29 protein-coding genes are annotated in these 26,897 nt (G+C 45.3%); 6 read left to right on the top strand and 23 right to left on the bottom strand.

Annotation, left to right across the window (positions count from 1 at the left end):
• From M1D59_RS16000 to sppA, 14 genes are all read right to left on the bottom strand, one after another.
• Window positions 1-558, bottom strand: a complete 558-nt coding sequence (locus tag M1D59_RS16000) for a PadR family transcriptional regulator (RefSeq protein ID WP_020452571.1) — start codon at window positions 556-558, stop codon at window positions 1-3.
• A gap of 117 nt (window positions 559-675) precedes the next feature.
• Complete coding sequence (locus tag M1D59_RS16005; protein WP_020452572.1) at window positions 676-1,362, bottom strand: metal-dependent hydrolase; 687 nt, start codon at window positions 1,360-1,362, stop codon at window positions 676-678.
• A 32-nt stretch (window positions 1,363-1,394) separates the two neighbouring features.
• Entirely contained in the window at window positions 1,395-2,156 is a 762-nt protein-coding gene (locus tag M1D59_RS16010; RefSeq protein WP_023855495.1) for an SDR family oxidoreductase, read from the bottom strand.
• Window positions 2,157-2,321: 165 nt separating this feature from the next.
• Complete coding sequence (locus M1D59_RS16015) at window positions 2,322-2,465, bottom strand: hypothetical protein (RefSeq protein WP_020452574.1); 144 nt, start codon at window positions 2,463-2,465, stop codon at window positions 2,322-2,324.
• 74 nt (window positions 2,466-2,539) lie between these two features.
• Window positions 2,540-3,919: an argininosuccinate lyase gene (gene argH / locus M1D59_RS16020; protein WP_195257988.1), complete on the bottom strand. Its 1,380-nt coding sequence runs from the start codon at window positions 3,917-3,919 to the stop codon at window positions 2,540-2,542.
• The gene (locus M1D59_RS16025) at window positions 3,916-5,127 is read right to left on the bottom strand and encodes an argininosuccinate synthase (protein WP_195257989.1); all 1,212 of its coding nucleotides are present in this window, start codon (window positions 5,125-5,127) and stop codon (window positions 3,916-3,918) included. The genes argH and M1D59_RS16025 overlap by 4 nt, the downstream gene beginning before the upstream one ends.
• Window positions 5,128-5,320: 193 nt before the next feature.
• Window positions 5,321-5,839, bottom strand: coding sequence for a MogA/MoaB family molybdenum cofactor biosynthesis protein (locus tag M1D59_RS16030; RefSeq protein ID WP_023855497.1), 519 nt, complete (start codon window positions 5,837-5,839; stop codon window positions 5,321-5,323).
• 98 nt (window positions 5,840-5,937) lie between these two features.
• Window positions 5,938-7,125 (bottom strand): acetate kinase, encoded by a 1,188-nt coding sequence (locus M1D59_RS16035; RefSeq protein ID WP_020452578.1) that lies wholly within the window; start codon window positions 7,123-7,125, stop codon window positions 5,938-5,940.
• Between the two features lie 229 nt (window positions 7,126-7,354).
• Entirely contained in the window at window positions 7,355-8,341 is a 987-nt protein-coding gene (locus tag M1D59_RS16040; RefSeq protein ID WP_020452579.1) for a class I SAM-dependent methyltransferase, read from the bottom strand.
• 85 nt (window positions 8,342-8,426) lie between these two features.
• Complete coding sequence (gene tpx, locus M1D59_RS16045) at window positions 8,427-8,930, bottom strand: thiol peroxidase (RefSeq protein ID WP_023855499.1); 504 nt, start codon at window positions 8,928-8,930, stop codon at window positions 8,427-8,429.
• Window positions 8,931-9,067: 137 nt separating this feature from the next.
• Window positions 9,068-9,526 carry a GerW family sporulation protein gene (ytfJ, locus tag M1D59_RS16050; protein WP_020452581.1) on the bottom strand — a complete coding sequence of 153 codons (459 nt, stop codon included), beginning with the start codon at window positions 9,524-9,526 and terminating at the stop codon, window positions 9,068-9,070.
• Between the two features lie 12 nt (window positions 9,527-9,538).
• Window positions 9,539-10,222, bottom strand: a complete 684-nt coding sequence (locus M1D59_RS16055) for a DUF2953 domain-containing protein (RefSeq protein WP_020452582.1) — start codon at window positions 10,220-10,222, stop codon at window positions 9,539-9,541.
• Window positions 10,223-10,342: 120 nt separating this feature from the next.
• Window positions 10,343-10,861 (bottom strand): RDD family protein, encoded by a 519-nt coding sequence (locus tag M1D59_RS16060; RefSeq protein ID WP_105981144.1) that lies wholly within the window; start codon window positions 10,859-10,861, stop codon window positions 10,343-10,345.
• A gap of 15 nt (window positions 10,862-10,876) precedes the next feature.
• Complete coding sequence (gene sppA / locus M1D59_RS16065; RefSeq protein ID WP_026579077.1) at window positions 10,877-11,884, bottom strand: signal peptide peptidase SppA; 1,008 nt, start codon at window positions 11,882-11,884, stop codon at window positions 10,877-10,879.
• A gap of 193 nt (window positions 11,885-12,077) precedes the next feature.
• Here sppA and M1D59_RS16070 point away from each other — a divergent pair, with 193 nt between their 5' ends.
• A complete protein-coding gene (locus M1D59_RS16070) occupies window positions 12,078-12,875 on the top strand; it encodes an NAD kinase (RefSeq protein WP_026579076.1) in 798 nt (265 codons plus the stop codon).
• A gap of 272 nt (window positions 12,876-13,147) precedes the next feature.
• Here M1D59_RS16070 and M1D59_RS16075 read toward each other — a convergent pair whose 3' ends face one another.
• From M1D59_RS16075 to M1D59_RS16095, 5 genes are all read right to left on the bottom strand, one after another.
• The gene (locus M1D59_RS16075; RefSeq protein WP_020452586.1) at window positions 13,148-13,576 is read right to left on the bottom strand and encodes a MarR family winged helix-turn-helix transcriptional regulator; all 429 of its coding nucleotides are present in this window, start codon (window positions 13,574-13,576) and stop codon (window positions 13,148-13,150) included.
• Between the two features lie 25 nt (window positions 13,577-13,601).
• A complete protein-coding gene (gene mbcS, locus M1D59_RS16080; protein WP_035339327.1) occupies window positions 13,602-15,200 on the bottom strand; it encodes an acyl-CoA synthetase MbcS in 1,599 nt (532 codons plus the stop codon).
• Between the two features lie 133 nt (window positions 15,201-15,333).
• Window positions 15,334-15,546 carry an alpha/beta-type small acid-soluble spore protein gene (locus M1D59_RS16085; RefSeq protein ID WP_003184396.1) on the bottom strand — a complete coding sequence of 71 codons (213 nt, stop codon included), beginning with the start codon at window positions 15,544-15,546 and terminating at the stop codon, window positions 15,334-15,336.
• A gap of 111 nt (window positions 15,547-15,657) precedes the next feature.
• Window positions 15,658-16,863 (bottom strand): tRNA uracil 4-sulfurtransferase ThiI, encoded by a 1,206-nt coding sequence (gene thiI / locus M1D59_RS16090; RefSeq protein WP_023855502.1) that lies wholly within the window; start codon window positions 16,861-16,863, stop codon window positions 15,658-15,660.
• Between the two features lie 7 nt (window positions 16,864-16,870).
• Window positions 16,871-18,016, bottom strand: a complete 1,146-nt coding sequence (locus M1D59_RS16095; protein WP_105981145.1) for a cysteine desulfurase family protein — start codon at window positions 18,014-18,016, stop codon at window positions 16,871-16,873.
• Between the two features lie 194 nt (window positions 18,017-18,210).
• Here M1D59_RS16095 and brnQ point away from each other — a divergent pair, with 194 nt between their 5' ends.
• On the top strand, window positions 18,211-19,548 hold the full coding sequence (gene brnQ / locus M1D59_RS16100; RefSeq protein WP_020452590.1) for a branched-chain amino acid transport system II carrier protein: 1,338 nt from the start codon (window positions 18,211-18,213) through the stop codon (window positions 19,546-19,548).
• A 107-nt stretch (window positions 19,549-19,655) separates the two neighbouring features.
• Here brnQ and ezrA read toward each other — a convergent pair whose 3' ends face one another.
• A complete protein-coding gene (gene ezrA / locus M1D59_RS16105; RefSeq protein WP_039072913.1) occupies window positions 19,656-21,350 on the bottom strand; it encodes a septation ring formation regulator EzrA in 1,695 nt (564 codons plus the stop codon).
• 186 nt (window positions 21,351-21,536) lie between these two features.
• Between ezrA and hisJ the strand changes: the two genes are divergently transcribed.
• Entirely contained in the window at window positions 21,537-22,349 is an 813-nt protein-coding gene (gene hisJ / locus M1D59_RS16110) for a histidinol-phosphatase HisJ (protein ID WP_020452592.1), read from the top strand.
• Here hisJ and refZ read toward each other — a convergent pair.
• On the bottom strand, window positions 22,342-22,980 hold the full coding sequence (gene refZ / locus M1D59_RS16115; RefSeq protein ID WP_020452593.1) for a forespore capture DNA-binding protein RefZ: 639 nt from the start codon (window positions 22,978-22,980) through the stop codon (window positions 22,342-22,344). The two genes, hisJ and refZ, sit on opposite strands and share 8 nt — an antisense overlap.
• A 129-nt stretch (window positions 22,981-23,109) precedes the next feature.
• Here refZ and M1D59_RS16120 point away from each other — a divergent pair, with 129 nt between their 5' ends.
• Entirely contained in the window at window positions 23,110-23,604 is a 495-nt protein-coding gene (locus M1D59_RS16120; RefSeq protein WP_020452594.1) for a GAF domain-containing protein, read from the top strand.
• A 13-nt stretch (window positions 23,605-23,617) separates the two neighbouring features.
• Here M1D59_RS16120 and M1D59_RS16125 read toward each other — a convergent pair whose 3' ends face one another.
• The gene (locus tag M1D59_RS16125) at window positions 23,618-25,318 is read right to left on the bottom strand and encodes a sensor domain-containing diguanylate cyclase (protein ID WP_144499102.1); all 1,701 of its coding nucleotides are present in this window, start codon (window positions 25,316-25,318) and stop codon (window positions 23,618-23,620) included.
• Between the two features lie 331 nt (window positions 25,319-25,649).
• On the opposite strand from M1D59_RS16125, the gene rpsD reads away from it, so the two are divergent.
• On the top strand, window positions 25,650-26,252 hold the full coding sequence (gene rpsD, locus M1D59_RS16130) for a 30S ribosomal protein S4 (protein ID WP_020452596.1): 603 nt from the start codon (window positions 25,650-25,652) through the stop codon (window positions 26,250-26,252).
• Window positions 26,253-26,304: 52 nt separating this feature from the next.
• Here rpsD and M1D59_RS16135 read toward each other — a convergent pair whose 3' ends face one another.
• A complete protein-coding gene (locus M1D59_RS16135; protein WP_256164420.1) occupies window positions 26,305-26,439 on the bottom strand; it encodes a hypothetical protein in 135 nt (44 codons plus the stop codon).
• A 109-nt stretch (window positions 26,440-26,548) separates the two neighbouring features.
• Between M1D59_RS16135 and M1D59_RS16140 the strand changes: the two genes are divergently transcribed.
• Complete coding sequence (locus M1D59_RS16140) at window positions 26,549-26,779, top strand: hypothetical protein (protein WP_458117521.1); 231 nt, start codon at window positions 26,549-26,551, stop codon at window positions 26,777-26,779.
• Window positions 26,780-26,897 lie beyond the last annotated feature (118 nt).

Below are 26,897 nucleotides of genomic sequence, written 5' to 3' on the forward strand. Positions count from 1 at the left end.
CTAAGAGCGATCATTCTCCATCAGAAGAAGCGCTTTTTCAAGCCATGAGCAATAGCCGTTTTCCCGCTCCAGCGCCCGGGTCAATACAAGGTAATGGCCGAAATGAGGCGAGCGGAAAGTTATCGATTCACCCGCTTCGCGCTTCAATTCTTCGAGCTTATTTTTTAAAAAAACGGCTTTCTCCTCCCGCTTTTGAAGCTGATCGGCAAAAAGCCTTTTCGCTTCATCACGTTCCATCGAAGAGATAAAATAAGCTTTCAGCATAAATTCATCTTTTACCGTATCGGGGACCGGTTTGAATTCCGTAAGCCATCCGTGAAGTTCACGCTTTCCGGCCTCTGTGATGGAATACATTTTCTTTTCTAATTTTGAGCCTTGGATCACCGTTTCATATTCAATAAATCCTTCATCCGTCAGCTTTTTCAGCTCGGGATAAATCTGACTGTGCTTGGCGCTCCAAAATTGGCCCAATTCGGCTTTAAAGCGGCTTGTCATATCGTAGCCGCTCAAACTCCCGTGATCAAGGAGCCCCAAAATCGCGTATTTCAATACCCTCATAATATCCTCCCAAGAACAATCCGATTCCTATATTATATCATCATTAACATGTTTTGATAGACATATAACCGGTTCAACCGAAAAAAGGACCCGGATTCGGGTCCTCTAAAAACAAGTTTATTTAAATTCGATTGACTCACCGACCTCAAGCACTTTTCCGACGCCGCCGGGAAGGCTGTCCGCAAATGCATGCGGGTCCTGTTCGATGACGGGGAACGTCGAGTAGTGAACCGGTACAACCTGTTTCGCCCTGAGCCATTCTGCGGCCAGTTTGGCGTCCTCCGGGCCCATCGTAAAATTATCGCCGATCGGCAGGAAAGCGAGGTCGATATGATTTAATTCACCGATCAGCTTCATATCTGAGAAAAGCCCGGTGTCTCCTGCATGAAAAATCGTCCTTCCTTCCACAGTCAAGAGGATCCCCGCCGGCATGCCGGTATAGACGATCTTTTGGCTGTCTTCTTCCGTATAAGCCGATCCGTGGAAAGCCTGCGTCAGCTTGACTTGGCCAAAATCGAACTGATGGGAGCCGCCGATATGCATCGGATGGACATTCAGGCCTTTCCATCCCAGATAGACCGCGAGTTCATTCGGAGCTACAACGAGCGAATGATTTCGCTTGGCGATTTCGACGGTATCGCCGACATGATCGTTATGACCGTGGGTCAGCAAAATAACATCCGCTTTAACCTCTTCCGGCTTTAAATCGGTTAAAGAATTTCCTGTAATAAACGGATCGAAGATCAACTGATGATTTCCCGTTTCAACTGTTACCACTGAATGACCATGATATGTCACTTTCATCATATCCACCCCTGTTTTTTAATTTCGCACGTCTAAAGAGAATGACGGTTAATCACATTCAAGCCGCCTGTCGCTTCAATGACTGTTCCCGTAATGTAGTCGGAATGTTCATCGCATAGAAAAGTGATGATCCTTGCGATATCTTCACCGGTTCCCGACCTGCCGATCGGCGTTTCCTCATCAAGTGACGCCCTCGCTTCTGAAATCGAGGCCTCTTTCATATCCCCGACGATGTTGCCTGGACAAACCATGTTGGCTGTGATGCCGGAGCCCGCTTCTTCAATGGCGATCGTTTTTGTTAAAGAAGCCAGCCCCACTTTCGCCGCTCCAAAAGCGGAACGATGCAGCCAGCCCGGCGCATGGTCGGCCCCCTGAAATCCGTATGTGATGATGCGGCCGAACCGCTGGCGCCTCATCACCGGAACAACCGCTTTAAACAGATGGAAGACAGAGCTTAAGTTGCCTTCAAGCATGTCATACCATTCATCATCAGTATAATCTGCAAGCTTTTTTCGTTCAAATATGTATGGGCCGGCATTATTGATCAGAAGATCAATTTTTCCAAATCGCTCAAGTGCGGCATTCACCATCCGGAGCAGGTCTTCTTTCTTGGTGACATCTCCCTTTACAAACTGTAAACGGTCAAGGGATGACCGCCATTTTTCTTTTAGGCGGCTGACAGCTTCTTCGTCCTGCCTGTAATTCACCGTCACTGAGTAGCCTTTTTCAAGCAGGGCTTCCGTCACTTTACGCCCCAAACCTTTTGAACCGGCAGTAATTAACGCATGGCGCACATCTTTCCCTCCCAGGCATTGGTTCTCGGTATTCGCAAATGATTGCATGTATCTACCTATACTTTACTACAAAAGCCAGAGTATATCACATGTGGAGCATCGGGAAATTTGCAATCGCCGCTGGACAGAAGAAAGCTGAAGCCCGCTGTTACGGGCTCCAGCTTTCTATTGTTTATCTGCATCAGCTAACGGCTGTGCGTCATCGTGCGCGACAAATCCGCTGAAATAGGCATCAGAGATTTGCTGAACGGTTTCTTTATCGCCGTCGGCATCATACATGTATGCGTGTTTTGACTGATCTTGTTTCATTGCCACACCCCTTTTCGATTCACAAATCTATTTTGCGTATGAAGCCGCACAGTTATGAATCGAATCGGGAAGTGTTAAAAATTGTTCAAACAATGCTTCGCCTTTTGAATGGCTTCTTCCACCTTTTTGAATCCCGTCCCGCCTTCACTCATCCTTTTTTCGACGGCATGGTGCGGGTCGAGCACGATGTAGACGTCTTCTTCAAACAGTTCGCTTGCCTTTTCGAACTCTTCAAACGGCAGGCCGCTGAGATAAATGCCTTTTTCGATACAAGTGTAGACAAGCTTCCCGACGACTTCGTGCGCCTCTCTGAACGGCATGCCCTTTTTCGCCAGATAGTCGGCAAGTTCGGTGGCATTTGAAAAATCCTGCTCCGTTGCTTTTTTCATCATATTTTTGTTCACTGTCATCGTTTTCGTCATGCCGGCAAAAATCTCAAGGCTTCCTTCGACCGTTTTCACAGTATCAAACATACCTTCTTTGTCTTCCTGCAAATCTTTATTGTACGCTAACGGGAGCCCTTTCATAATCGTCAGAAGGCCGATCAGATCACCGTATACGCGTCCGGTTTTCCCGCGGATAAGCTCTGCCATGTCCGGGTTTTTCTTTTGCGGCATCATGCTGCTCCCCGTAGCATAAGTGTCATCAAGCTCAATGAATTTAAATTCCTGCGAACACCAAAGAATGATTTCTTCGGAGAATCTTGACAGATGCATCATCAAAATGCTGCTCGCGCTTAAAAATTCAAGGATGAAATCCCTGTCGCTGACGCCGTCCAAGCTGTTTTCATATATCGAGTCAAACCCGAGCAGACCTGCTGAATATTCACGGTCGATCGGAAATGTCGTTCCGGCGAGCGCCCCGCATCCAAGGGGGGACTTGTTAATCCGCTTGAATGAATCATGATAGCGTTCTTTATCGCGCTCAAGCATCCAGAAGTAAGCGAGCAAATGATGCGCGAACGAGATCGGCTGCGCCCGCTGCAGATGGGTGTATCCCGGCAGTATCGTCTCCACATGTTCTTCCGCTTTTTCGATAAGCACGTGTTGAAAAGCCGTAATCAGCTCGATGATATGCTCTGTGTGCCCTTTTAAATACAGGTGCATATCCGTCGCCACCTGGTCGTTTCGGCTTCTGGCCGTATGAAGCTTTCCGCCGAGCGGCCCGATTTCGTCAATGAGCATTTTTTCAAGGTTGAGGTGAATGTCTTCGTAATCGACTGAAAAATCGAGTTCGTTTTTTTCCGCTTTGTGCAAAAGGGATGTCAGGCCTTCTTTTATTTTGACCGCTTCTGCTTCGGCTAAAATGCCGCATTTTTCAAGCATGGAAGCATGAGCGAGAGACCCTGCGATATCTTCTTTCACGAGCGTTTTGTCAAAGTGGATCGATGCGCCGAACTCATCGACCCATTTTTCCGGTGTTTTTTGGAACCGGCCTCCCCACAGCTTTTTCATGCTTTAATCTGCTCCTTTTTTTGGACGATGCTGTTTACTTTCGTCGGCAGTCCCCACAGCTCGATAAAGCCGACGGCAGCGTGATGATCGAACGCATCGTCTTTTGTATACGTCGCCAGTTTTTCATCATACAGGGAGTATTCGGATTTACGCCCTTCAACGATCGCATGGCCTTTGAACAGCTTGACGCGGACGACGCCCGTGACATGCTTCTGCGTTTCTTTCAGGAAACCGGAAAGCGCGTCTTTAAGCGGAGAAAACCACAGGCCGTTATAGATCACTTCAGCCATTTTTTGTTCGATCAGAGGTTTGAAATGCGCCACTTCTTTTACTAATGTCAAATCTTCAAGCTCTTTGTGCGCCTTAATCAAAGTCATCGCGCCCGGGCATTCGTACACTTCGCGTGATTTGATGCCGACAAGGCGGTTTTCAACATGGTCGATGCGCCCCACTCCATGCGCGCCCGCCAGTTCATTAAGCTTTAAAATCAAGTCTGACAGCGAGTAATGAGCGCCGTCAATGGAAACCGGAACGCCCTCTTCAAAAGCGATTTCGATCACATCGGGGGTATCCGGTGTTTTTTCAAGCGGCTTCGTCAAATCATAAGCCCCTTCAGGAGGCGCCGCCCATGGATCTTCCAGAACTCCGCATTCATTGCTTCTGCCCCACAGGTTCTGGTCGATTGAATACGGGCTGTCAAGATTGATCGGAATCGGAATGCCGTGCTTTTCTGCATACGCGATCTCTTCGTCGCGCGACCATTTCCATTCGCGCACAGGTGCCAGCACCTCTAAATCCGGATTGAGCGATTTAATGGACACCTCGAAGCGCACTTGGTCATTTCCTTTGCCTGTGCAGCCGTGAGCCACGGCTTGGGCGTTCTCTTTTTCAGCCACTTCGACCAGCTTTTTGGCGATCAGCGGTCTGGACAGAGCTGATACAAGCGGGTACTTTCCTTCATAAAGCGTATGGGCCTGGAGGGCGGTCAGTGCAAACTCTTTCGCAAATTCTTCTTTTGCATCGATAACATATGAATTAGAAGCCCCGACTTGAAGCGCTTTTTGCTGAACAAATGCGAGATCTTTTCCCTCCCCGACGTCAAGGCAGCAGGCCACTACATCATATCCCTGTTCCTGCAGCCATTTTATCGCGACAGAAGTATCAAGTCCTCCTGAATATGCTAAAACCACTTTTTTCTTTTGCGTCATTTTGAAAAACTCCTCTCATCTCGGTGCTCTTTTTGTATAAAAATAAGTTTTATTTAATAAAAATACATTTAATATGTATACACTTTAACAAGGAAGTCTGGTTTTTTCAACCTTTTTATAAAAAAAACTTCATTCATTTTTTATGAATGAAGTTCAGTGCATATTCAGCGTTCAGCCGGAGGGCTTTCCGGCTTTATTTTTTCATATCTTTTCTCAGTTCTCTGATGACATGGGCAAGCTCAGGCACAATCAGCTTTGACATTGCAAGCTTAACCGCCCCGCTTGAACCCGGTGTTGCAAACACGGCTTTATTTTGAATAACACCCGCTGCAGCTCTTGAAAGGATCGCAGCCGCTCCGATATCCTCTGTATAACTCAGCATGCGGAATATCTCCCCAAATCCCGGAATTTCTTTCGAAAAAAGAGGAACGATCGACTCGATTGTTACATCTCTAGAGGCAATGCCCGTCCCTCCGTTTAATAGGATGGCATCGATCCGGTCATCAAGACAGCCTTCCAGCACGGCTTTTTGAATCATTTCCTTTTCATCCTTTACAATCTCATAGGAAACGATCTCATGACCGTCTTCCGCTAAAAACTCTTTCATAAGCCGGCCGCTTTTATCTGTGTCTTCCGTTCTTGTATCGCTGACAGTAATAACTTTGCAGTTGACGCGGTCCGGCGCTTCTTTTTTATGTTCCTCAACACTCACGGCTAAATAGCCTCCTTTATACAGTCTTTTTTCATTATAAAGGGGAAGATGCATAAAAAAACAGCCTTCCTTGTAAAGAGAAGGCTGTTTTTTTATTTTTAGTGAGCCAGTCTAACGACGTCTCTTGCAATCATCACTTCTTCATTCGTCGGGATGACGAGGACTTTTACAGGTGAATGCGGATAGCTGATAAATGCTTCTTTTCCACGGACGTTATTCAACGCAGGATCCCAATAGACACCCATGAATTCCAAACCATGAAGAACGCGCTCTCTGACTTCAACGCTGTTTTCCCCGATGCCGGCAGTGAAAATGATCGCGTCTACTCCGCTCATTCTCGCTGCATAAGAACCGATGTATTTATGAATTCTGCTTGCGAATACTTCAAGGGCTGTTTCCGCACGTTCATTGCCTTCTTTAGTTGCTTCGACAATATCGCGCAAATCGCTTGAGAATCCGGAAATACCTAAAAGACCGCTCTTTTTATTGAGTGTGTTCAGGACTTCGTCGGCTGTTTGACCCGTTTTTTCCATAATGAACGGGATAAGCGCAGGATCGATGTTTCCTGAACGCGTACCCATCGCTACACCTGCAAGCGGTGTGAAGCCCATTGATGTATCGATTGATTTGCCGCCTTCAACAGCTGCGATGCTCGCGCCGTTTCCAAGGTGGCAGGAAATCAGGCGAAGTTCTTCAATCGGACGGCCGAGCAGCTCTGCCGCGCGTTCAGTCACATATTTATGAGATGTGCCATGGAAACCGTATTTACGGATGCCGAATTTCTCATAGTATTCGTATGGCAGACTGTACAGATAAGATTGTTCCGGCATTGTTTGGTGGAATGCCGTATCAAAAACGGCCACGGCAGGAACATTTGGAAGTACTTCTTTAAACGCTTTAATTCCGACAATATTAGCCGGGTTATGAAGCGGTGCGAGTTCTGAAATCTCCTCGATCTCATGGATCATTTCATCCGTCAATAAAACGGAGTCGCTGAACTTTTCGCCGCCGTGTACGACGCGGTGTCCGATTCCGTCGATTTCATTTAAATCTTTGATAATGCCGAATTTTGTAAGTTTATCCAGCAGCATTTTTACGGCTACGGAGTGGTCCGGGATATCTGTTGTTTCGGTCTTTTTTTCGTCGTTGACGGAAATCGTGAAGATGCCGTTATCCAGCCCGATTCGCTCAACAAGGCCTTTTGTTAGTACTTTTTCGCTGGGCATTTCGAACAGTTGAAATTTCAATGATGAGCTTCCAGCATTGATTGCAATAATTTTGGACATAAAATGACGCTCCTTTTTACCTATAGTCCGGTGACATTATGTTCAACCCGGATCATAAAAAATATGTATAAAATCGTTCTTAGTAAATTCAAAAAATATCTGCCTTTCTCATTTAAACACTCAAAAGAGTGCATTTCAAGTCACGATCCGACATGTTAACGCTTTCACAAAGAAATTATTATATTCTGAATATAAAAACAGATCAGAGAATATATCTTCTCTGATCTGCTTATCTTTTTTCAGCTTGAAACCAGTTGTCGAGTTTGGCTGTCATTTTCAGCATCGCATCCTGATTAGCGAATGACGGAACTTGTGCAAGCAGAACTTGTTTAGGCGCTTTCGCCTGTTCGCCATGCTTTTGTAAAACCAAAATGCTCTTCGCGTGTGCCTCATCTTTGAAAATCGACAGCGGAAGCTGAAGCACTGCATTAATATACGCATTGTCCTTTAAAAAGGTACGCAGCTTTTCGCTTTGGCTGCTTTCGAACAATTGGTTCGGAATCATAAAAAATAAATAGCCGCCCGGTTTCGTATAGGTCAAGCTTTGTTCAATAAACAAATGGTGTGAAAAAGAATGGCCTTCATCTGCCTTTAATTCGAAAGCGCGCGCGCTTTCGTCATCAGGATAATATCCGACGGGAAGATCGCAAATGACCGCATCGGCAGGCTCCATAAAAATCGGCTGCAGGCTGTCCTGGTTAAAAAGCTCGATTTCCTTTTCCTGCAGGTTTGCCTGGACATAGGCGAGCTTGATCAGAACGTCATCAATCTCTGAGCCGAACGCTTTTCCGGCTTCACCGGCCAGCTGGTTCAAGACGGCAAGCAGCAGGTTTCCAGTGCCGACCGCCGGATCAAACAGCGTCAATTCTTTTTTGGGTCCGATGAATTTGTTCACCAGATATCCGATAAATAAACCGATTGTATCGGGCGTCATCTGCCGGTTCGGATGGGGAATATCTTTCTGGCCTTTCAGGATGGCAAGCTGGAAGGCTTTTCGGATCGCCTCATGGCTGCATTCTGAAAAACGCGCACGGCCGAGCAGATCCTTCACCTTTTGTTCGGCTTTTTCGGAAAGCCCGCGGTCCGCGGAACCTGTAAAGAATGCCTCTCCTGCTTCCGCCAATCCTTCTATGTAAGGGATCTGCAGGTCACGTGCGATGATTTCCGCTCCTTTGTCAAGCCATTCATAAATCGTTTCGACTGGATAGTTTTGCATGATGATGTCTCTCCTTATCAAAAAATCAAAGCCATGAAAAGAGCTCCGGCAAGATGATCACCTGGAGCCCTTTTATGAGTTGAATTTACTTAACGAGTGATTTGGCAGCTTCGATGGCTTTGTCATAGTCCGGGTGGTTTGTCGCTTCGCTGACGTATTCAGTGTAGACGACTTTTCCGTTTTCATCTAACACAAATACGGCGCGGGCAAGCAATCTCAATTCTTTAATGTAAAGCCCGAATGCTTCCCCAAAAGACATTTCCCTATGATCTGACAATGTTTCCACATTTTCAATTCCGTTTGCTCCGCACCAGCGAGCCTGTGCAAACGGCAGATCCGCGCTGATCGTATACACTTTCACTGAACCGAGGCCTGCGGCTTCTTCGTTAAAGCGGCGGGTCTGCGCGTCACAAACACCTGTATCGATAGACGGAATCACCGAAATAACGGCTGGTTTGCCTTTAATGTCTTGAAGCGTGACTTCCTCAAGCGAATTGGACAAAACAGTGAAATCAGGCGCCTGGTCTCCGACTTTCACTTCTGAACCTACCAGTGTCACCGGGTTTCCTTTAAATGTAATTGAAGCCATCATCATTCCTCCTTCATTTATGTATGACTCTACTATAAAAGAGTTTAGGACAAACTGCAAAGCTTAAGTCCGGCCGAGACAAAAAAAGTTAACTGCTGCAGGAACAGTTAACTTCTGTGGCCGGAAAGCCGAAGCTTTTAAAATGGAGGCGTCTGGTTTTGGCGGTTCATATTTTGCTTTTGCTTATCGTTTTTCTTAAACATATGCTGAATCCGTTCGATCGTTTGCGGGGCTGCGTCTAAAATCTTATCGATGACGTGCGTGTTTTCATCCAAATGCAGGATTTTAACGCCTGATGATCCGACAATCAAAAAAGCAATCGGCGTAATCGATACGCCTCCCCCGCTTCCCCCGCCAAACGGGAGCTTCGATTCTTTTCGTTCACGATCTCCATCGCTCGCTTTGGATTCGGCCGGTTTATTTCCGCCGAACTCGCTTCCGCCAGCCGCAAAACCGAATCCCACTCTGGAGACGGTTAGGATGACGCTGCCGTCAGGTGTTTCTACAGGATCTCCGATAATGGTATTGACATCGATCATTTCCTTTAAATTTTCCATTGCGGTTTTCATCAAACCTTGAATTGGATGTTCAGCCATATTCCATTCCTCCTATACTGATGAATCATTCTTTGTTGAACCTGACAGATTTTTTGGCAGCTTAAATAAGCCGCGCATTTTCCCTTTCCAGTTCATCACGATTCTAAATGCTGCGGTTATAGCATGGCCAACGCGAAAATGGAATATACATGTCAGATGCGTTTTAGAGGAGCGGCTGTTAAAGACTGGAATCACTTCGTATTCCGGCTGGCTGTCAAAGCAAAAAATCTGATGCAAGAGAGCCATCGTGCCGGCTTTCAGAGACCAGGCGCCTCCCGTGACGATTCCGGTTAAAGCGGCATCAGGAAAGCCGAGGACTGAGGTCCATTCGAGCTTCGTGATGTGAATCCGCTTCATAAATCGGCGGATAAGCGGCTGCAGATTGATGACCTGTTCCACCAATTTTTTGATTTGCTTCGTATTATCGAACACTTCCCGATAGCCGACTTTTCTCCTCTTTTTATCGTTTTTTAGAGCCGTATTCGTCTGTTCTTTTACATCAACGGTCATATCCTGCTGATTGATTTTAATCACCGGAATTTCCTTTTTGAAGCGCAGAAGCCCAAAACCTGTTCGAACTTTAAAGGTAAGCCGGTCGTCATCGTCTGTATGAAGATATTCGATCGCGATGCGGATTTTCATCATCATTAACGCTGCCAAAAGAAGGAATACTCCCGCAATCCATATGTAAATCATGATTTCACTTCCTCTTATACTAATCATTATAGGAAGAAATTTGAAAAAATAAACATAGACGGAGCTTATTCCAGGCAGCAAAAAAACCCGGCTGTCTTTCAGCAGCCGGGTTTGATACACTCAGTCTTTTTTTCGATACAGCTTTTCATGAATAACCGCCGTGTCCGCAAAGAAATCGTGAATCCCCTGTTTCTTTGGCGAAAATGCAGCAACGAGATACGTAATATACAAACTGTTGATATAGCGGCCGATAAGCTCCCTAAACAAGATCACATCCCATGTCAGCCCTTTTTCCGGGGCAAGCGACACGACCTTCAGTCCGAATACCATCTTGCCCAACGTCTGTCTGAAATACTTCGTCATCAGGACGAAATAAGCGAAAAATACTGCCGCCGTTACAAAAGAATAAAGCGAAAAGGTGAAAAACCCTGATTCTTTAGGGAGATTCAGCAGGCTGAAAACAGGTGAAACCGCTAATTTGTTGATGCTGCCGACAACAATCCCGTCGAGCAGAAAGGCAAACAGCCTGATCCAAAAACCGGCATATGCATGCTCTACATGCGGGGCCGATTCTTCCCTGGAAACACCGGCGTCCGGTGATAATTCATTATGATCCTTTCCATCATAAGTCACATCCATTTTTTCGGTCCCCTCCTATTTAGCGTATAAATACATGAGTCTCGGTGCGCCGGATTGAGAAATTGCTTCTTTAATGTTTAAGAAATCGGCTTCGCTTTTAAACATCTTATTTGCAGTCATCGAAAAGAGCGACGCAAGGCCGGCCGATTCTTCATAGCTGACAACAGACGCTCCGGCAAGGTTTTTGTGGTCTTTTTTCATCGCTTTGACCGCATCCTCATAGTAGCCGAGCTCATCAATGAGATGGTTCTGTTTCGCCTGGCGGCCGTCATAAACGCGTCCGTCGGCAATTTTTTTCACGTCATTTTCGGACATGCTGCGTCCTTCGGCTATAACATCGACAAATCCTTCGTACGCGTCATCGACCATTGACTGCATGATTTCTCTTTCTTTTTTCGTCATATCGCGCGTCGGTGACATGATGTCTTTAAACTCACCGCTTTTGATCGTTTCCGTTTTCAATCCAAGCTTTTCTGCAAGCTTGCTGTAGTTAAGGCTTTCCATGATGACCCCTAGTGAACCCGTCAGCGTGTCCGGCGCTGCAAAGATTTTGTCGGCAGGCGTTGAAATGTAATAGCCTCCAGATGCAGCCATCGAGCCCATTGATACGTAAATCGGTTTTTTCGTATCTTTTTTGATCTCTTCAAGCTTCTTATGTATTTCGGCGCTTTCGTATACTCCGCCACCCGGAGAATTGACGCGCAGAATAATGCCCTTTACAGCAGAGTCGTCTTTTGCTTTTTCAAGCATTTGCAAAAACGATCTGTGGTTATAGCCTTCAGAGCTGAACAAGCCAGAAGCGCCGCCATTGTCGGAAATCGTTCCGTTCACTTCAAGCACGGCGATTTTTCTTGAGCTGTTTCCTTCTTCAAGCACCGTTTCTTCCTGGGTGTCATTAAGGCCAAACTGCATCTTTCCGTCATTCCCCATCGTGTCAAATACTGCTAGCAAAAGGCTCACCACCGCAGATAACGCAAAAACGCCCAGCGCGATGACAAGTGCGATCCATCTTTTCGCATTCATTTTGTCTGTTCTCCTCCTTTGAATAAAAAAAGCTGCATGTCTTAGTACGTATATGAAGAGAAAAAGTTCAGTATGATGCCGCTTCATATACAAGAAGTTTTTGGACATGGTAAACTAAGGGTCACAGGTCATTTTAACATACATGTTAGATGGCAGAAAAATCTAAACTTAACAGACAAAGGGGAGAATGATTGTGACAGACCGCCGGAACATTTATTTCTTTTACAAAAAAAGCGAAGAAACCGACGAGCAGTGCAAAAAACTGAAACACCTTGCAGAAGAACACGGATTTCGCGTCGTTCACCATCACAATGAAGCCAATATTATCGCAAGCATCGGCGGCGACGGGACATTTTTGCAGGCGGTTCGAAAGACGAATTTCAGGGATGACTGCCTGTACGTAGGCGTGGCCAAAAAGGGGAAAGCTCATTTGTATGCGGATTTTAATATACATGATACCGATAAAATGATTGAAGCGACAAACTCTGAACAAATCGAGGTCAGAAAATATCCGCTGATCGATGTAACCGTTGACGGGACAAGCTTTCGATGTCTGAATGAGGTATCCATCCGTTCAAGCATTATTAAAACATTTGTGATGGACGTCTATATTGATGATCTTCACTTTGAAACATTCCGCGGGGACGGAATGATCGTGTCCACTCCGACCGGAAGCACCGCGTATAACAAATCGGTTGAAGGGGCAGTCGTTGATCCGCTGCTTCCATGCATACAGGTGACAGAGCTCGCTTCATTGAACAACAACACATACAGAACACTCGGATCTCCGTTTATTTTAAGTGCGGATCGAAAGCTGACATTAAAAATCGTCCAAGACGGGAACGACTATCCGATCATCGGCCTTGATAACGAAGCCTTCAGTACGATGCATGTAAAAGAAGTCGAAGTCAGCCTCTCGGGCAAGATGATCAAAACCATTAAATTAAAAGACAATTCATTTTGGGAAAAAGTAAGGCGCACATTTCTATAATTTTGAAAACCCTTTCATTAAAAAGAGCGGGATGTTCCTCCTGCTCTTTTTTGCGGATGCTTATCACGAAATTTTCACTTCCGCATTCATGCCGGGCAGCAAGCACTTTGGCGGACGAATTTAATATCGACACATCGGATTGCCTCAAAAGTGCTCCTCCTTCCGGTTTTTATATATCGTATTACAAGTTGTATTACGCATCCTTTTTTCTATAAATCAACAGATTAAAAAGAAAAAGGCTGGTGATCGTCTGACCAACAGCCTTTAGCCGATTATTTGCTCCACTTTTTAAAATCCTGATTCAGTCTGATCAAATGAGTTTCCAATGTGCTCAGTTCTTCTTTTGTCCAGTCTTGAAGAACCTCCGTGTATACATGATAGCGAGCCTTTTGCACTTTTTTCAGAGTATCAATGCCCTCCGAAGTCATTTCTACAAGGCTGATCCGGCCGTTGTTGGGATCGGGAAAACGCCTGATGAGCTTTTTCCGTTCCAATGCTGCAACCTGTCTGCTCGCTGTCGAAAGATTCAGCATTAAGGTTTCAGCCAGCGAGTTGATGGCAAGAGGACTTTGCTTATCAAGCTCGCTTAACAGCAGATATTCCGAGCGGTCCAGACTTCCGAACCGCGGACTGTAGGCCGTCGTCAGACGGACTAAAAGCGCGATTTCCTTCTCGATGTTTCGGAGTGAGTCATGCCCCAAAGGATATTCCCCCCCTCTTGTGTGGTTATTCAGCTTTTGTTTTAAGAACGATTTCCCGTTGTCTTAGTTCAAAGCGCTTAATTTTCGCCGATGGCGTTTTCGGCAGTTCTTCGATGAATTCTATCTCCCGGGGGTATTTATAAGGGGCCGTCATGGCTTTTACATGGTTTTGCAATTCCTTTGTCAGTTGTTCATTTCCGCGGGATCGATCCTTTAAGACAACATATGCTTTCACGATCGATCCCCTGATTTCGTCAGGGCTTGCCACCACAGCACATTCTTTGACCTCAGGATGCTTGATCAGTGCATCTTCAACTTCAAACGGGCCGATTGTATATCCTGAACTGATGATCACATCGTCATTGCGGCTTTCAAACCAGAAATAGCCGTCTTCATCCTTTCGCGCCTTATCCCCTGTTATAAAGTAATCTCCTCTTCTTTGGCGGAGCGTTCGTTCTTGATCTTTGTAATATTCTTTAAAGAGTGCCGGCGTGCTTAAGTGGACGGCGATATCGCCCGTTACGCCCGGCGGACAGCTCTTTCCATTCCCGTCTATAATATCAACCAGGTTTCCAGGCGTCGGTTTTCCCATGCTTCCAGGCTTGATTTTCATTCCTTTTAAAATCCCCACCAACAGCGTGCTTTCCGTTTGTCCGTATCCGTCCCGCACATCAATATGAAAATGCTTTTTAAATGTATCAATGACTTCCCTGTTCAACGGCTCCCCGGCCGAAACAGCGCTGTGCAGAGAAGACAGGTCAAAGCGGGACAAATCATTTACTTTCGCCATGAATCGATATTCTGTCGGCGTACAGCATAGCACATTGATTTGATGGCGCTCAATCAGCTGCAAATACGTTTCCGGCGTAAATTTCCCGTGATAGATAAAGCCGGCTGCACCGCTGCCGAGCACTGCTAAAAACGGGCTCCATACCCATTTTTGCCAGCCCGGCCCCGCTGTTGCCCAGACGAGATCCCCTTCTGAAATGTCAAGCCATGCGGAAGCTGTCGTTCTTAAGTGAGCATAAGCCCAGCCGTGTGTATGTACAACTCCTTTTGGCTGACCGGTCGTGCCTGATGTGTAAGATAAAAATGCGATGTCATCGCGAGAGGTATCAGCCGCTTGAAAATCCGCGGCAACGGCCTGATTCATTTCTTCAAGCAGGTTGATCCACCCTTCTCTGCTTTCTCCGACGGCAAATAACGACAGCTCATCTTTTGCTTGAACATCTAGAAAAGCATCAAGAAATGCTGAATATACGACGGCTCCTTTGACGCCGGCATGCTTGATCCTGTAATCCAAGTCTTTCGCCCGGAGCATTTCGGAACATGGGATGACCACCATTCCGGCTTTTAAAATGGCCATGTAGACGGCATACGTCTCCGGGATCCGCGGCATCATCACGATAAGCTTGTCACCTTTTTTCAGTCCAGAACGGGTCAATATGCTGCCGATTTTGTAAGCCCTTTCAATTAATTTTTCATAAGTCCAAGACACTTGACGTCCTGATTCATCTTCCCAGATCAAAGCGGTTTTATCACGGGAAGATTTAAATTTTTCAATTTCATCAACCGCGTTATACTTCTCCGGCGCAATCAAATCTTCTCTTCTCAACCCATCCATCTCCTTGTCTTGTGCCATCTTTTTATTATACATAATCCTTTCATACAATTGTATTCCGAAATGCCTATTTTGCAGAACATAAAAAAGAGTGGGGATTAAACCCCACCCATTATCCATTGCTTTTTAATTTTAATTATTGTTGTGTTCCACCCATTTGCTGTTGAGCGAAAGAAACTAAACGCTTAGTGATTTCTCCTCCAACTGAACCGTTTGCACGAGAAGTAGTTTCTGCTCCAAGGTTAACGCCAAATTCAGAAGCGATTTCGAATTTCATTTGGTCGATAGCTTGAGCAGCACCAGGAACCAATAGTTGGTTAGAACTGCTTTGTCTGTTGTTTTGAGCCATGTGTTCTCACCTCCTTGTGAGTATAGATTGTGTAAAAACACATGACTTCATACAAAGAATGTTTGGTAATTGTATGCAAAAACAGACAAAGGCGTTTGATCGAATATTCCTTTAGAAAAAGTCCGCAAATTGATCTTTCGTTTCCGCTTTGCTGCTCAAAACAATCGTTTCTGTGTTCTCTACAGCTTCGTTGATGAGCGGTTCGAAATCTGTGTAGCTTTCAAAGTGTTCGATTTTTTCTTTTTTCGGACGCGTTTTCGGCGCAGAAGGCGTGAAGATCGTGCAGCAGTCTTCGTACGGACGTATGCTGATATCGTACGTATCGATTTCCTTCGCTTTTTCGATGATTTCCGTCTTATCCATGCCGATTAAAGGGCGCAAAACCGGCGTGCTCGTGACCGCGTTGATGGCATACATGCTTTCGAGCGTCTGGCTTGCCACCTGGCCGAGGCTTTCTCCTGTAAAAACGGCAAGCGCGTTATGTCGTTCGCGCAGTTTGTCGGCGATCTGCAGCATCAGCCTTCTGGTCGCCGTCATGGAATAGTTTTCGGGAATCTGCTTTTGAATGAGCTCTTGGGTTTTCGTAAACGGAACGATATGAAGCTTGATGTCTCCGCCGAAAGCCGTAAGGCGTTTAGTGAGATCAATCACTTTTTGCTTGGCCCGTTCGCTTGTATATGGCGGGCTGAAAAAGTGAACAGCTTCGATCTCAAGCCCGCGCTTCATGGCATAGAACCCGGCAACAGGGCTGTCAATTCCGCCGGATATCATAAGCATCGCTTTTCCTCCGCTTCCGACCGGCAGTCCGCCCGCACCTTTTTCATCCCGGAATGTCAAATACGTAGCATCTTCCCGAATTTCGATCCGCAAATGGATGTCCGGGGAATGAACGTCAACGGTAAGATCATCGGTGTTGCGCAAAATGTGTCCGCCGATTTCGGCATTCATCTCATTTGTATTTAATTCAAACTGCTTGTAAGCCCTTTTCGTCGATACTTTAAAGGTATCTCCGGGCTTGTATTGTTCTTGAACAGACGCGAGCGCCGTCTCTTTAATGCTTTCCAGATCTGTCCGGCACTTCACGGCAAGACTGAACGATTGGATGCCGAAAACGTTTTTCAGACGGGCCATTACGGCTTCCGCGTCTTCTCCGTTTAATACGAGAGTCATTCTGTCACGTGTTGACTCATAACGGACGTTGCGGAAATCGCGCAAGACCATTTTGATATTTCTTTTCAGGCGATCGACAAAAAGCTTTCTGTTCTTTCCTTTTGTTGAAATTTCGCCAAATCTGATTAAAATATAGTCTTCATTCATTGTGTCTCTACCTCATAATTCCTTTTAGTTTGTGTAAACTTTCTTTTAAGGCCGTCATAAACGGGTCGACAATCTCCTGATTGTCCCGGTATGTCATACTGATTCTGATGCTGCTTGCCGCTGCATCTTCACCTTTTCCCATTGCTAAAAGCACCTTGCTCGGCTTATGCTGTTTTGAAGAGCATGCTGATGTCGTCGATACGAAAATACCCCGCTCTTCTAGCATATGCAAAAGGACCTCGGCCTTCAATCCCGGCACGGAAAAATTAATGATATGCGGCGCGCTGTTTTCTTCCGGCGTATTTAATATAACACCTTTTAGCTCTTTTAGCTCCTTGATAAAAGCCAATTTTGCCGCCTTTATTTCTTCTATATAATGGTTATAATCCTGTTTTGACATATTGATCGCTTTTGCAAGCGTAACAGCGCCGGCGGTATTTTCAGTTCCGGCACGCCTGTTGTTCTGCTGTTCTCCTCCGGAAATCAAAGGAAAAAGCGAAATCCGTTCGTTCAGAATGAGCGCTCCTGTTCCTTTTAAGCCGTGAAATTTATGGCCCGATATCGTACAAAGGTCAATGTCCGCCCCGGAGATGTCCAGCGGAACCTTGTTAATGCCTTGAACGTGATCAACGTGAAAGTATGCCCTTGTGTTTTCTTTTACGATTTTGCCGATGTCTTCCACAGGCTGGATGACACCTGTTTCATTGTTGACGTGCATGATGCTCACCAGAATCGTGTCTTTGCGGAACGCTTGTTTCAGATCTTCAAGCGAAACAAATCCGCGGCTGTCGACAGGAAGATATGTAACCTCAAAGCCGAAGGCTGTCTTCAGCTGCTCCAAAGATTCCGTCACAGACGGGTGTTCAATGGAGGAAGCAATAATATGTTTTCCTTTTTGCATATGTGCCAAAGCAATGCCTTTCAGCGCCATGTTGTTGGCTTCTGAAGCCCCGGACGTAAACACGATATCATGACTTTTTAGCGAAAGCGCCGTTTTGATCTGTTTCCTTGCTTCTGAAAGCAATTGATCCGCTTCAATGCCGTGGCGGTGCAACGACGAAGGGTTGCCGAAGAAGCGCTGATTTACTTGTTCATAAATTTGTAATAATTCAGGATATGGTTTTGTTGTTGAACTATTATCAAGATAAATCATGATCTACTCCTTTAAAAATGAACGTTCTTTTTCATGACTGTATATGTTATCATATCAACTTGTAATTGAAAATTAAAAATAAATGTTTGACTTCTCTGATTTTTAAAATATAATAGTCTTTGGACTTTTGTCATATTATATCACGAAAATAAATTGACAGAAAATTTAAACAACAAACCAGGAGGTTCTTTTTAATGAAAACTTCACTATCCGCTAAGGAAACGACGGCGATTGGACTTATGCTGTTCGCCCTCTTTTTCGGAGCGGGAAATATGATTTTTCCTCCCCAGCTCGGTCAAGCTGCCGGAGAGAATGTTTGGCCGGCTATCATCGGATTCTTGCTGACAGGCGTCGGTCTTCCGCTGCTCGGCGTCATCGCGGTTGCTCTAAAAGGGAGTGCAAAAGGCCTAGCTGACAAAGCCCATCCGGTCTTCGGCACGATATTAATCGTCAGCATTTATTTGACGATCGGACCTTTGTTTGCTATTCCAAGGACAGGAAATGTTTCATACGTGATAGCGGTGGAGCCGTTTTTAGGGAAACATTCATCAAGTCTTTATCTGTTTATCTTTACCCTGATATTTTTCGGAATCACTTATTTCCTGGCTTTAAACCCAAGCAAGCTTGTTGACCGCATCGGTAAAATTTTAACACCGATATTATTGACTGTAATCGCAATATTAGTCATCAAAGCGTTTATCACCCCGATGGGCAGCATCGGCTCTGTGACAGAGGCCTATCAATCCGCACCTCTGTTTGTCGGATTTTTAGAAGGATATAAAACGATGGATGCGATCGCTTCAATCGTATTTGGAATTGTCGTTATTACCGCGATTAAAGACCGCGGCGTTACAAATCCAAAGTCAATCGCCGCTTCATGCATCAAAGCGGGGATCGTCGCTGCAGTCGGTCTCGGACTCGTTTATGTTTCTCTCGCTTATTTAGGGGCGACAAGTGTTGAAACCGTCGGTTCGCTCAACAACGGCGGCGAAATATTGTCCAAAGCTTCCGCGTATTTATTCGGCTCGCTTGGAAATGCCGTGCTCGGTATCGCGATCTTGTTCGCCTGCCTGACGACGAGCGTCGGACTCGTTTCCTCTTGCGGAGAGTATTTTTCAAAGCTGATTCCGAAGCTCTCTTACAAAGCTGTTGTCATCATCGTGACGCTTTTCAGCCTTGTGATTGCCAATTTCGGACTGACAGAAATCATCTCGTTTTCAGTTCCGATTCTGTCGGCGATTTATCCGCTTGCGATCGTCGTCGTTTTGCTCTCTTTCATTGACAAGCTGTTTGCTGAACGACGCGAAGTCTATATCGGTGCCCTTATCCCGACTGGAATTTTAAGCATCATCGACGGATTAAACGCGGCGAAAATTCCGCTGGGTCCGGTAAACGATATCTTAAAAGCGAACATCCCGCTGTTCAGCATGGGTGTCGGCTGGGTCATTCCGGCTGTTATCGGCGCGGTGATCGGTTACATTGTGACATTTTTCATCGCTTCGCCGAAAGACAAATTAAAGAAAGTCAGCTGATCTTTGAAAAACCGGCTCTGTTTTTAAACAGGGCCGGTTTTTTTATTTTTCATTGCAGCTATAGACAAAAAAAACCGACACGCCTTTTCACGTGCCGGGTTTTTGCTCTATTCAGGCTGCTTCGCGTCCGCTGCAAGCCGGGCAACTGCTCCCGGCGACGCTTTTTCGACCGCTCTGGCGGCAATGTCGTAAGCCTCTTCATACTGATATGCATAAAAACTTTTCTCTGCTTCTTTGAGCTGTTCGGAAAGAATCCGGTCCTGGCTTCTGAAGCGGTTGCCATATTGGATGATGCGTTCGATCAGCAAAACCAGTTCAACCAGTTCATCCGTCTTTGTTTTCACTTCTGTGACAAGCTGTTCCGCCTCTTGAAGGCGTTCGTTCACCGCATCCATGTTCAGCGGCAGCTCATTCAGCTGTTCTGTCACTTTCTGCACAGTCGTCTGCGACTGCCGGATCTTTTCGGTTATGGCTTCCGGAATCCCTGGAACATTGCTTTTCTCCAGGCTCCGCGCCGTATCCTTGATCGTCTGCTTTAATTGCTTGAGAAGCTCTCTTGCCTGAAGCTCTTCTTTTCTCAGCATTTGCAGCATGTCTCTGTATTCGTCATGCTCCCGTTGAGCGGCTTCCATCTGCTTTTCGATATCCGCAAGCTCTTCTTTTAACAGCGAGTAGGCGACATGTTTCTGATCAAGCCTTTCTTTCACTTGTTCGAACTGCTTTTCGATCATTTCAAGGCGTTTTTCGTATGACTGCTGTTTCTCCAGTTCTCCGGTTGTCAGTCTGTAGCCTTTCTTGACGAGTTCGGTTTCAGCTTCGGTATCCTTTTTGGAGGCTTCAAGCTTTTCCAATGCAGCGGCAAGCTCAGGCACTTTCCCCAAAATTTCCTGCCCTGCTTCGACTTCATGCTCCAGCTGGTTATACAGCGTCTGGATCGTTTCATCAATCATCTGCACGATTGCGGCGGCTTCTTCTAAATCAAGTTCGTCCAAAAGCGCACCTTCAGCACGCTTCAATTCTTTCAAAAGGTTTTCGAGCTCCTTCTCCACTTGAATATGATCGAGCTTGTACCCTTTATCGATCATTTCCTGATAGCCGGCTTTCAATTTGGCGAGTTCCTGCGGAACGGTCTGCTTGCAGCTTGCAAGCAGTTTCGGCACATCGTCTATGTATGATTGAAGCTCTTCAAGCAAACGGTCTTGGGCGAGCAGCACCTTTCTGGCTTCTATATAATTTCCGCCTTCTGTTTCCTCTTCAAACTGTTTAATGCCTTCCCACACGGTATCGAGGTCGGTTTCAATTTTCTCATAGAGGTCTCCGTACAGGTGACTGTATGCCAAAAGGTTTTTCCGCACTTTTGTATACCGTTCTTTTACCTCTTCGATTTCTTTGCGGTTCTGCTCTTCGCTCGAGACAAGATCGGCGATTTCCTTTAAGATGTCTTCAATGTTGGATTCAGCCGCTGATAAAAGATTCTCAATATGCGCGAGCACCTGTTTCGATTTTTGAAAACGGTATTTGTCGGCGCAATCCTCGGCTTCAAACAGAAGCTCTTCGACTTTGGGCATATGCGAGGTGACGATTTCATCCCATTCCCGGCGCCACCTTTCAAAGAATTCCTCAGTCTGCCCCGTCATTTTCAGATGCTTGATTTTTGACATCTCTTCCACGATCGATCGGTTCATGATTTCGATTTTCCAAGCTTCTAAACGGTCGATCTCTTTATATATATTTTTTCTGAATAAGTAGCCCGTAGCGAATAAGATTAAAAATAACGCCAGTAAGCCAATGACAAACTCCATAATGAGCCCCCTTGCTGTTTATCTGTTCTGTCAGGGTATGTATTTGAAATTGTTATGTAAAAATGAAGTTAAACTATCGTTTTCATTGTTCTTATGATACCATGTAACCAACATTTTTTGAGCAGAATTTTTAATTTTTTTACATCAAAGTGACAACATCTGACTATTTTTTTACGGGGTGACATCATGCTGAAACGAGACGGTCATGTTCATTCTCCCTTTTGTCCGCACGGATCAAAAGACGAATTCAGATATTATATAGAAGAATTATGCAAAAAAGGCTTCCGATCCGTATCCTTCACCGAGCATGCGCCGCTTCCGCCTTCATTCATGGATCCGACCCCGGAGAAAGACAGCGCCATGCCGATCTCCGAGCTGGACCGCTATATTGAACGGCTGACCGAACTGAAGGAAGAGTACAAAGGACAGCTCGACGTTTTAATCGGTCTTGAAGTCGATTATATCCGCACCTTTGAACACGAAACGAAAGCTTTTCTCGATCAATACGGCACGCATCTTGACGACAGCATTCTTTCCGTTCATTTTTTGCCGGCCGGATCATCGCACATCTGCCTTGACTACGATGAAAAAGCGTTTCAGCAGCTGATCGGCTGCTACGGCAGCACAGAACAGGTCTATCTCGCCTATTATGACGAAATTTATTCTTCCATTGTATCACCGCTGGGAGCATTTAAGCCAAAACGAATCGGCCACATTACGCTTGCGAAAAAATTTGTGAAGCTGTTTCCGTATTCGATGTCAGAAAGCGTCAGAAAATCGGTCTCCTCCTGTTTGGATGAAGCCGCAAAGCGCGGATACGAACTTGACTTTAATACGTCCGGCCTCCGCAAGCCTTATGCAGGCGACGTCTATATGGAAGAATGGATGATAAAAGAAGCGGAACAAAAAAACATCCCGCTTGTCTTTGGGTCTGATGCCCACCAAGCAGAGGATGCCGGATTTGGTTACGAACATTTTGAGAGCCGCTTGGCTAAATAACGGCGGCTTGCCGACCTTCTCTGTACAACAGACTGAGAAGCCATGTTTTGACTTCCTTGTAATACGCCTGATAAAAGTACGGCTCGTGCGGCTGTACATACAGCACTTCTGAAATATATTGAGGCTGCAGATAAGGCATCATTAAAAGCGACTTCAGCTGAATCATAAAATGGGAAAGGGGAAAACGGGAAAATTCATTGTCCTCATTTCCCTTTTCAATGATCAGGTGGAGAATGTACTTTTCTTTTGTTAAATATGTCGACATCACTTCGCGATTCAGTGTGGAATCAATCGTGACTTCGCGATAAACAAACCGAGTTAATTGACGGTGCTCATGCTGATACGATAGAATATCAAAAACCAATTGAAGAAGGCAATCCGTTGCACCTGCATCCGGAAGGCGTTCATAACCCTTTTCAAGGACTCTTAAATAGCCTTCATAAAAACGGGATATCAAATGCTCCATTAAACCGCCTTTTCCATTAAAATAATAGGAGATGTGGGCGACATTGACATTGGCTGCTCGGGCAATTTCGCGGACGGATGTTCCTGAAAAACCTTTTTGGTTGAACAGCTCCACGGCAGATTCGATGATCCTGTCCTTCGTGGTTGAAATAGCGTTTGATCCCATCTTGTTTCACCCCTTCTTACTTAAAACAATTCCACTTCAAGCGGAATTGTTCCTGTAAAAAGTGCTCGACAAATAGCATCACGGCAAGCGTGTTTTTGCCATTTCAAAGAAAAAGCGAGGGAAATTATCATGTTTCATGTCGAAAAAACAGAAGGCAGCAAAGAAAAAAAATACGAGCTTCTCCTCAAACAGATCGATGCGCTGACAGAAGGCGAACCTGATATGATCGCCAATACAGCAAACGCCTCCGCTCTTTTATATCAATCATTGGAAGACATCAACTGGGCGGGTTTTTATTTTGCCAAAGACGGCGAGCTTGTGCTCGGGCCGTTCCAGGGACTTCCTGCATGCGTAAGAATCCCGTTCGGGAAAGGCGTCTGCGGCACCGCTTATACAAACGGCCGGGTCGAGCGCGTTGAAGATGTGAACGCGTTCCCCGGACACATTGCGTGTGATGCGGCATCCCAATCCGAAATCGTAGTTCCGCTTGAAGTGGACGGGAACATCATCGGAGTGCTCGATATCGACAGCCCGATTAAAAACCGCTTCGATGAAACAGATGAGTATTATTTGAAAAAGTTCACAGAGATGCTTGGAGAGCGTTTAAGCGAAAAGAGCCGGTAAATCCGGCTCTTTTTTAATGTGTCATAAACCTGTTTTTCCCGTTTCGCTTTGCATTGTACAGCGCGACATCCGCCTCTTTAAAAAGGCAGGTTAAAGATTTCGGACGATCCTGAGACCAATTGGATACCCCGCACGAAATCGTCACCTTTGGATCAGTGCATTCCCTGACAAGCGTAATCAGCCTCTCAGCAAGCATTTCACCGGTGTTCAGCCCTGCTTTCGGCAAGTATACCGCAAGCTCTTCTCCTCCCCACCTTGCTGCGACGTCCTGGTCGCGGATGTTTCGCTGGATCACCCTGGCGACTTGAATGAGAATATCATCGCCTTTCTGATGGCCGTACGTATCGTTAATCTGTTTAAAATCATCGATATCAATCAATACGAGTACGCCGCTCTCATCCGCTTTCATACTGTACCCGATTTTTTCATCGAAATAGCTTCTCGAGTAAAGCTCTGTCAAACGGTCTGTTTGAACAAGATACTTCAGCCGGTCGCGCAGCATCAAATTCGACACGGCGAGCGTGGAATGCCTGATCAGCGTCTGAAACAGCTTAAACATTTCAAATGAAAAAGAGCAGACGTTTTTTTTCAATACGATGACAAATCCTTTGTTTTCATTATTCTCCAGCATCGGAACGCCCATTAATGAAGCATAACCGTCATTTCCAAAAAACGAAGAACCGTTTCCGACAAATACCCCGTTTTCCTCTGAAATCTTTTCTTTAACATAGCGGATATATGGAAGGGCCGCATCCGTCTGAAAAAAACCTGTGCTTCCCGGCAGCAGGGTTTCCTCGTCCAAATGATTTTTATAAAAAAAGCCCACCTCTTCGGCGCCAAATGAACTGATCAGCCTTTCGGACAAACTCTTCATCATATCAGGGAGGCGTTTCGTCCGGTTCAGCTGATGCGATGTTTCATTAATCAGCTCCAAATTTGAAATCATATTCTGCGACTGTTCGTAAAGCCGGGAATTTTCAAATGCTTTCCCTGCCGCATTCGAAATAATGCATATATCCGCTGCCGTATCGGCAGCCCCTGGTCCAAAAGCCTTCAAAACGCCATACGTTCCCTGCCGGCCTTTAATCGGAATGTAAACTTCCGATTCATTTTTGCTCTTCGCCTGTCCTGATAAGTATGCCTCTAAGGCGAAAGAATCGGTCGATTCGCTTTGCACATCTAACTCTATCGCAGGAAGGCTGATGTATTGGTCCTCGTCGTATGACAAGAAAAGACAATATGCCAAAAAAGGAAAAACATCCCTCAAACTTTCAACCATTGTCTTGAGCACCTGCTCCTGATCCATCAGCTCATGCAGCAGCGCCGTCTTTTCATAAATCTTTGTTTTATTGAGCTCCTCATGAAATAATGCATCAAGTTTCAGACAATGCATTAAAAACAGGCGGATGGATTCAGCAAGACGTTCTGGTACTTTATGATTCTTTTGACACAAAAGTTCTATATATTTGCTGTTTTCTTCTATTGTTATAATGATATAATAATCATTAACTCGGCTGATCTGGCCGCTTTGGCCGTTCGCTCCCTGCGGACTTGAAGAAGGACGCAATGTAAGAGATATAAACGAAAAAAATGACTCTGCTGCCGCTTTTAGCCAGGCAACAGAGTCATCGTACGAGACGGCCGGCTTTTTTAAAAGAAATTGGAACAGCTTCTGATGAAAAGACAGATATAGGTCTTCAGTTTGTTTATTCATGGTCATCACCTTAAAAAAATCCGTTTTATGTATTTTATTTTCCTGATTATATCATAAAAAACAGGACTTTATACTTATTAACGATTCAGGCTCTTTGGGACAGTCCATGAATGGTTGACTTTGCACAGCGGACATTATATAATCTTCTTTGTGTGAAATAATGCAGCCTTTTTGTTCTGCTTCTGTGTTTCATTTTGTTCCTTATCTATTAAGGTGTATCGTGTAACTCTTTGCTGCTGGAGCGAGGATACATGAAAACAAAATGGACATGGCTGAATTGAACAGATGGGTTTTATTTTCACAAAAATAAAACCAAAGGAGGAGTCACATTATGGCTCGCTATACAGGTCCAAGCTGGAAATTATCCCGCCGTTTAGGCATCTCTTTGAGCGGTACGGGTAAAGAATTAGAAAAACGTCCTTACGCACCAGGTCCTCACGGTCCGGGACAGCGTAAAAAACTATCAGAATATGGTTTGCAATTGCAAGAAAAGCAAAAGCTTCGCCATATGTACGGTGTGAACGAACGCCAATTCCGCAACCTTTTTGACAAAGCTGCGAAAATGGCTGGTAAACACGGTGAAAACTTCATGATTCTTCTTGAAGCACGTCTTGACAACATCGTTTACCGTCTTGGCCTAGCGCGCACTCGCCGCCAAGCACGCCAATTGGTAAACCACGGTCACATTCTTGTTGACGGAAGCCGCGTTGACATTCCGTCTTACCAAGTTAAACCTGGCCAAACGATTTCACTTCGTGAAAAATCTCAAAACCTTTCTGCAGTTAAAGAAGCGGTTGAAGTGAACAATTTCGTTCCTGAATACCTGACTTTTGACGCTGAAAAGCTTGAAGGTTCACTAACTCGCCTTCCAGAGCGTTCTGAGCTTCCTGCTGAGATCAACGAAGCATTGATCGTTGAATTCTACTCTCGTTAATAGAAAATGCTCTTTAAAGAGCATTGGCAAAAACCCTGGAATTGTTGATATATCAGCGATTCCAGGGTTTTTTGTTGTATTCTTCTTCCCCCGTTGATTCGGGGAGATTGCAGGCTGTTGATAAGCCGGGAATAAAACGGACCCAGCTCATAAGCGTCAAGTTTTTAATAGATGATTTTTCTTGCAAGATACCTCCTCACAAGCAAGATATGACAAACGTCTCCTTTTCTCTTATGCATATATTCGGTAAAATCAAATCGTTGGTTAAAGAATGAAAACGGAGGAGTGACCAACAAATGCTTATGTTTTTTGGTAAGTTTCTCTTGTTCTACTTGTTCTGTTTAGCTGCATTCGCCATTTTCAAAGTCATGTACTACAATATCAGCAAAAAATGGGTTGCAAAGACTGAAGATGGCACTAAACTGAATTGGGCTTTGAATGTCTTTGTTAAACACGGTAAGAAAATGGACAGCAACGACTGCTTTGTGATGGGGATGTTAGCGGGATGGTGTGCGATTTATTTATAAAAAACTCCCGAAAGCTTCGATGAGGGCCAAGATCCGTCTCGCGATACAAGGGGCATGAACTTCAGTGACTGCTTTTTTGCTTTAGTCTCGCCCATTTGACTGTCTCCGGTATCTCAAA

It is taken from the genome of Bacillus sp. PK6-026, assembly GCF_054161455.1.

Coding starts and splice junctions, on each gene's coding strand:
- M1D59_RS16040 (WP_020452579.1), bottom strand. CDS start 8,341: ATGCAAAACTATCCAGTCGAAACGATTTATGAATGGCTTGACAAAGGA.
- mbcS (WP_035339327.1), bottom strand. CDS start 15,200: ATGGATGGGTTGAGAAGAGAAGATTTGATTGCGCCGGAGAAGTATAAC.
- M1D59_RS16015 (WP_020452574.1), bottom strand. CDS start 2,465: ATGAAACAAGATCAGTCAAAACACGCATACATGTATGATGCCGACGGC.
- rpsD (WP_020452596.1), top strand. CDS start 25,650: ATGGCTCGCTATACAGGTCCAAGCTGGAAATTATCCCGCCGTTTAGGC.
- sppA (WP_026579077.1), bottom strand. CDS start 11,884: ATGAATGCGAAAAGATGGATCGCACTTGTCATCGCGCTGGGCGTTTTT.
- M1D59_RS16095 (WP_105981145.1), bottom strand. CDS start 18,016: ATGATTTATCTTGATAATAGTTCAACAACAAAACCATATCCTGAATTA.
- M1D59_RS16000 (WP_020452571.1), bottom strand. CDS start 558: ATGAGGGTATTGAAATACGCGATTTTGGGGCTCCTTGATCACGGGAGT.
- M1D59_RS16055 (WP_020452582.1), bottom strand. CDS start 10,222: ATGATTTACATATGGATTGCGGGAGTATTCCTTCTTTTGGCAGCGTTA.
- M1D59_RS16025 (WP_195257989.1), bottom strand. CDS start 5,127: ATGACGCAAAAGAAAAAAGTGGTTTTAGCATATTCAGGAGGACTTGAT.
- M1D59_RS16120 (WP_020452594.1), top strand. CDS start 23,110: ATGTTTCATGTCGAAAAAACAGAAGGCAGCAAAGAAAAAAAATACGAG.
- ezrA (WP_039072913.1), bottom strand. CDS start 21,350: ATGGAGTTTGTCATTGGCTTACTGGCGTTATTTTTAATCTTATTCGCT.
- M1D59_RS16140 (WP_458117521.1), top strand. CDS start 26,549: ATGCTTATGTTTTTTGGTAAGTTTCTCTTGTTCTACTTGTTCTGTTTA.
- M1D59_RS16085 (WP_003184396.1), bottom strand. CDS start 15,546: ATGGCTCAAAACAACAGACAAAGCAGTTCTAACCAACTATTGGTTCCT.
- brnQ (WP_020452590.1), top strand. CDS start 18,211: ATGAAAACTTCACTATCCGCTAAGGAAACGACGGCGATTGGACTTATG.
- refZ (WP_020452593.1), bottom strand. CDS start 22,980: ATGGGATCAAACGCTATTTCAACCACGAAGGACAGGATCATCGAATCT.
- M1D59_RS16060 (WP_105981144.1), bottom strand. CDS start 10,861: ATGGATGTGACTTATGATGGAAAGGATCATAATGAATTATCACCGGAC.
- argH (WP_195257988.1), bottom strand. CDS start 3,919: ATGAAAAAGCTGTGGGGAGGCCGGTTCCAAAAAACACCGGAAAAATGG.
- M1D59_RS16035 (WP_020452578.1), bottom strand. CDS start 7,125: ATGTCCAAAATTATTGCAATCAATGCTGGAAGCTCATCATTGAAATTT.
- tpx (WP_023855499.1), bottom strand. CDS start 8,930: ATGGCTTCAATTACATTTAAAGGAAACCCGGTGACACTGGTAGGTTCA.
- M1D59_RS16005 (WP_020452572.1), bottom strand. CDS start 1,362: ATGAAAGTGACATATCATGGTCATTCAGTGGTAACAGTTGAAACGGGA.
- thiI (WP_023855502.1), bottom strand. CDS start 16,863: ATGAATGAAGACTATATTTTAATCAGATTTGGCGAAATTTCAACAAAA.
- ytfJ (WP_020452581.1), bottom strand. CDS start 9,526: ATGGCTGAACATCCAATTCAAGGTTTGATGAAAACCGCAATGGAAAAT.
- hisJ (WP_020452592.1), top strand. CDS start 21,537: ATGCTGAAACGAGACGGTCATGTTCATTCTCCCTTTTGTCCGCACGGA.
- M1D59_RS16125 (WP_144499102.1), bottom strand. CDS start 25,318: ATGAATAAACAAACTGAAGACCTATATCTGTCTTTTCATCAGAAGCTG.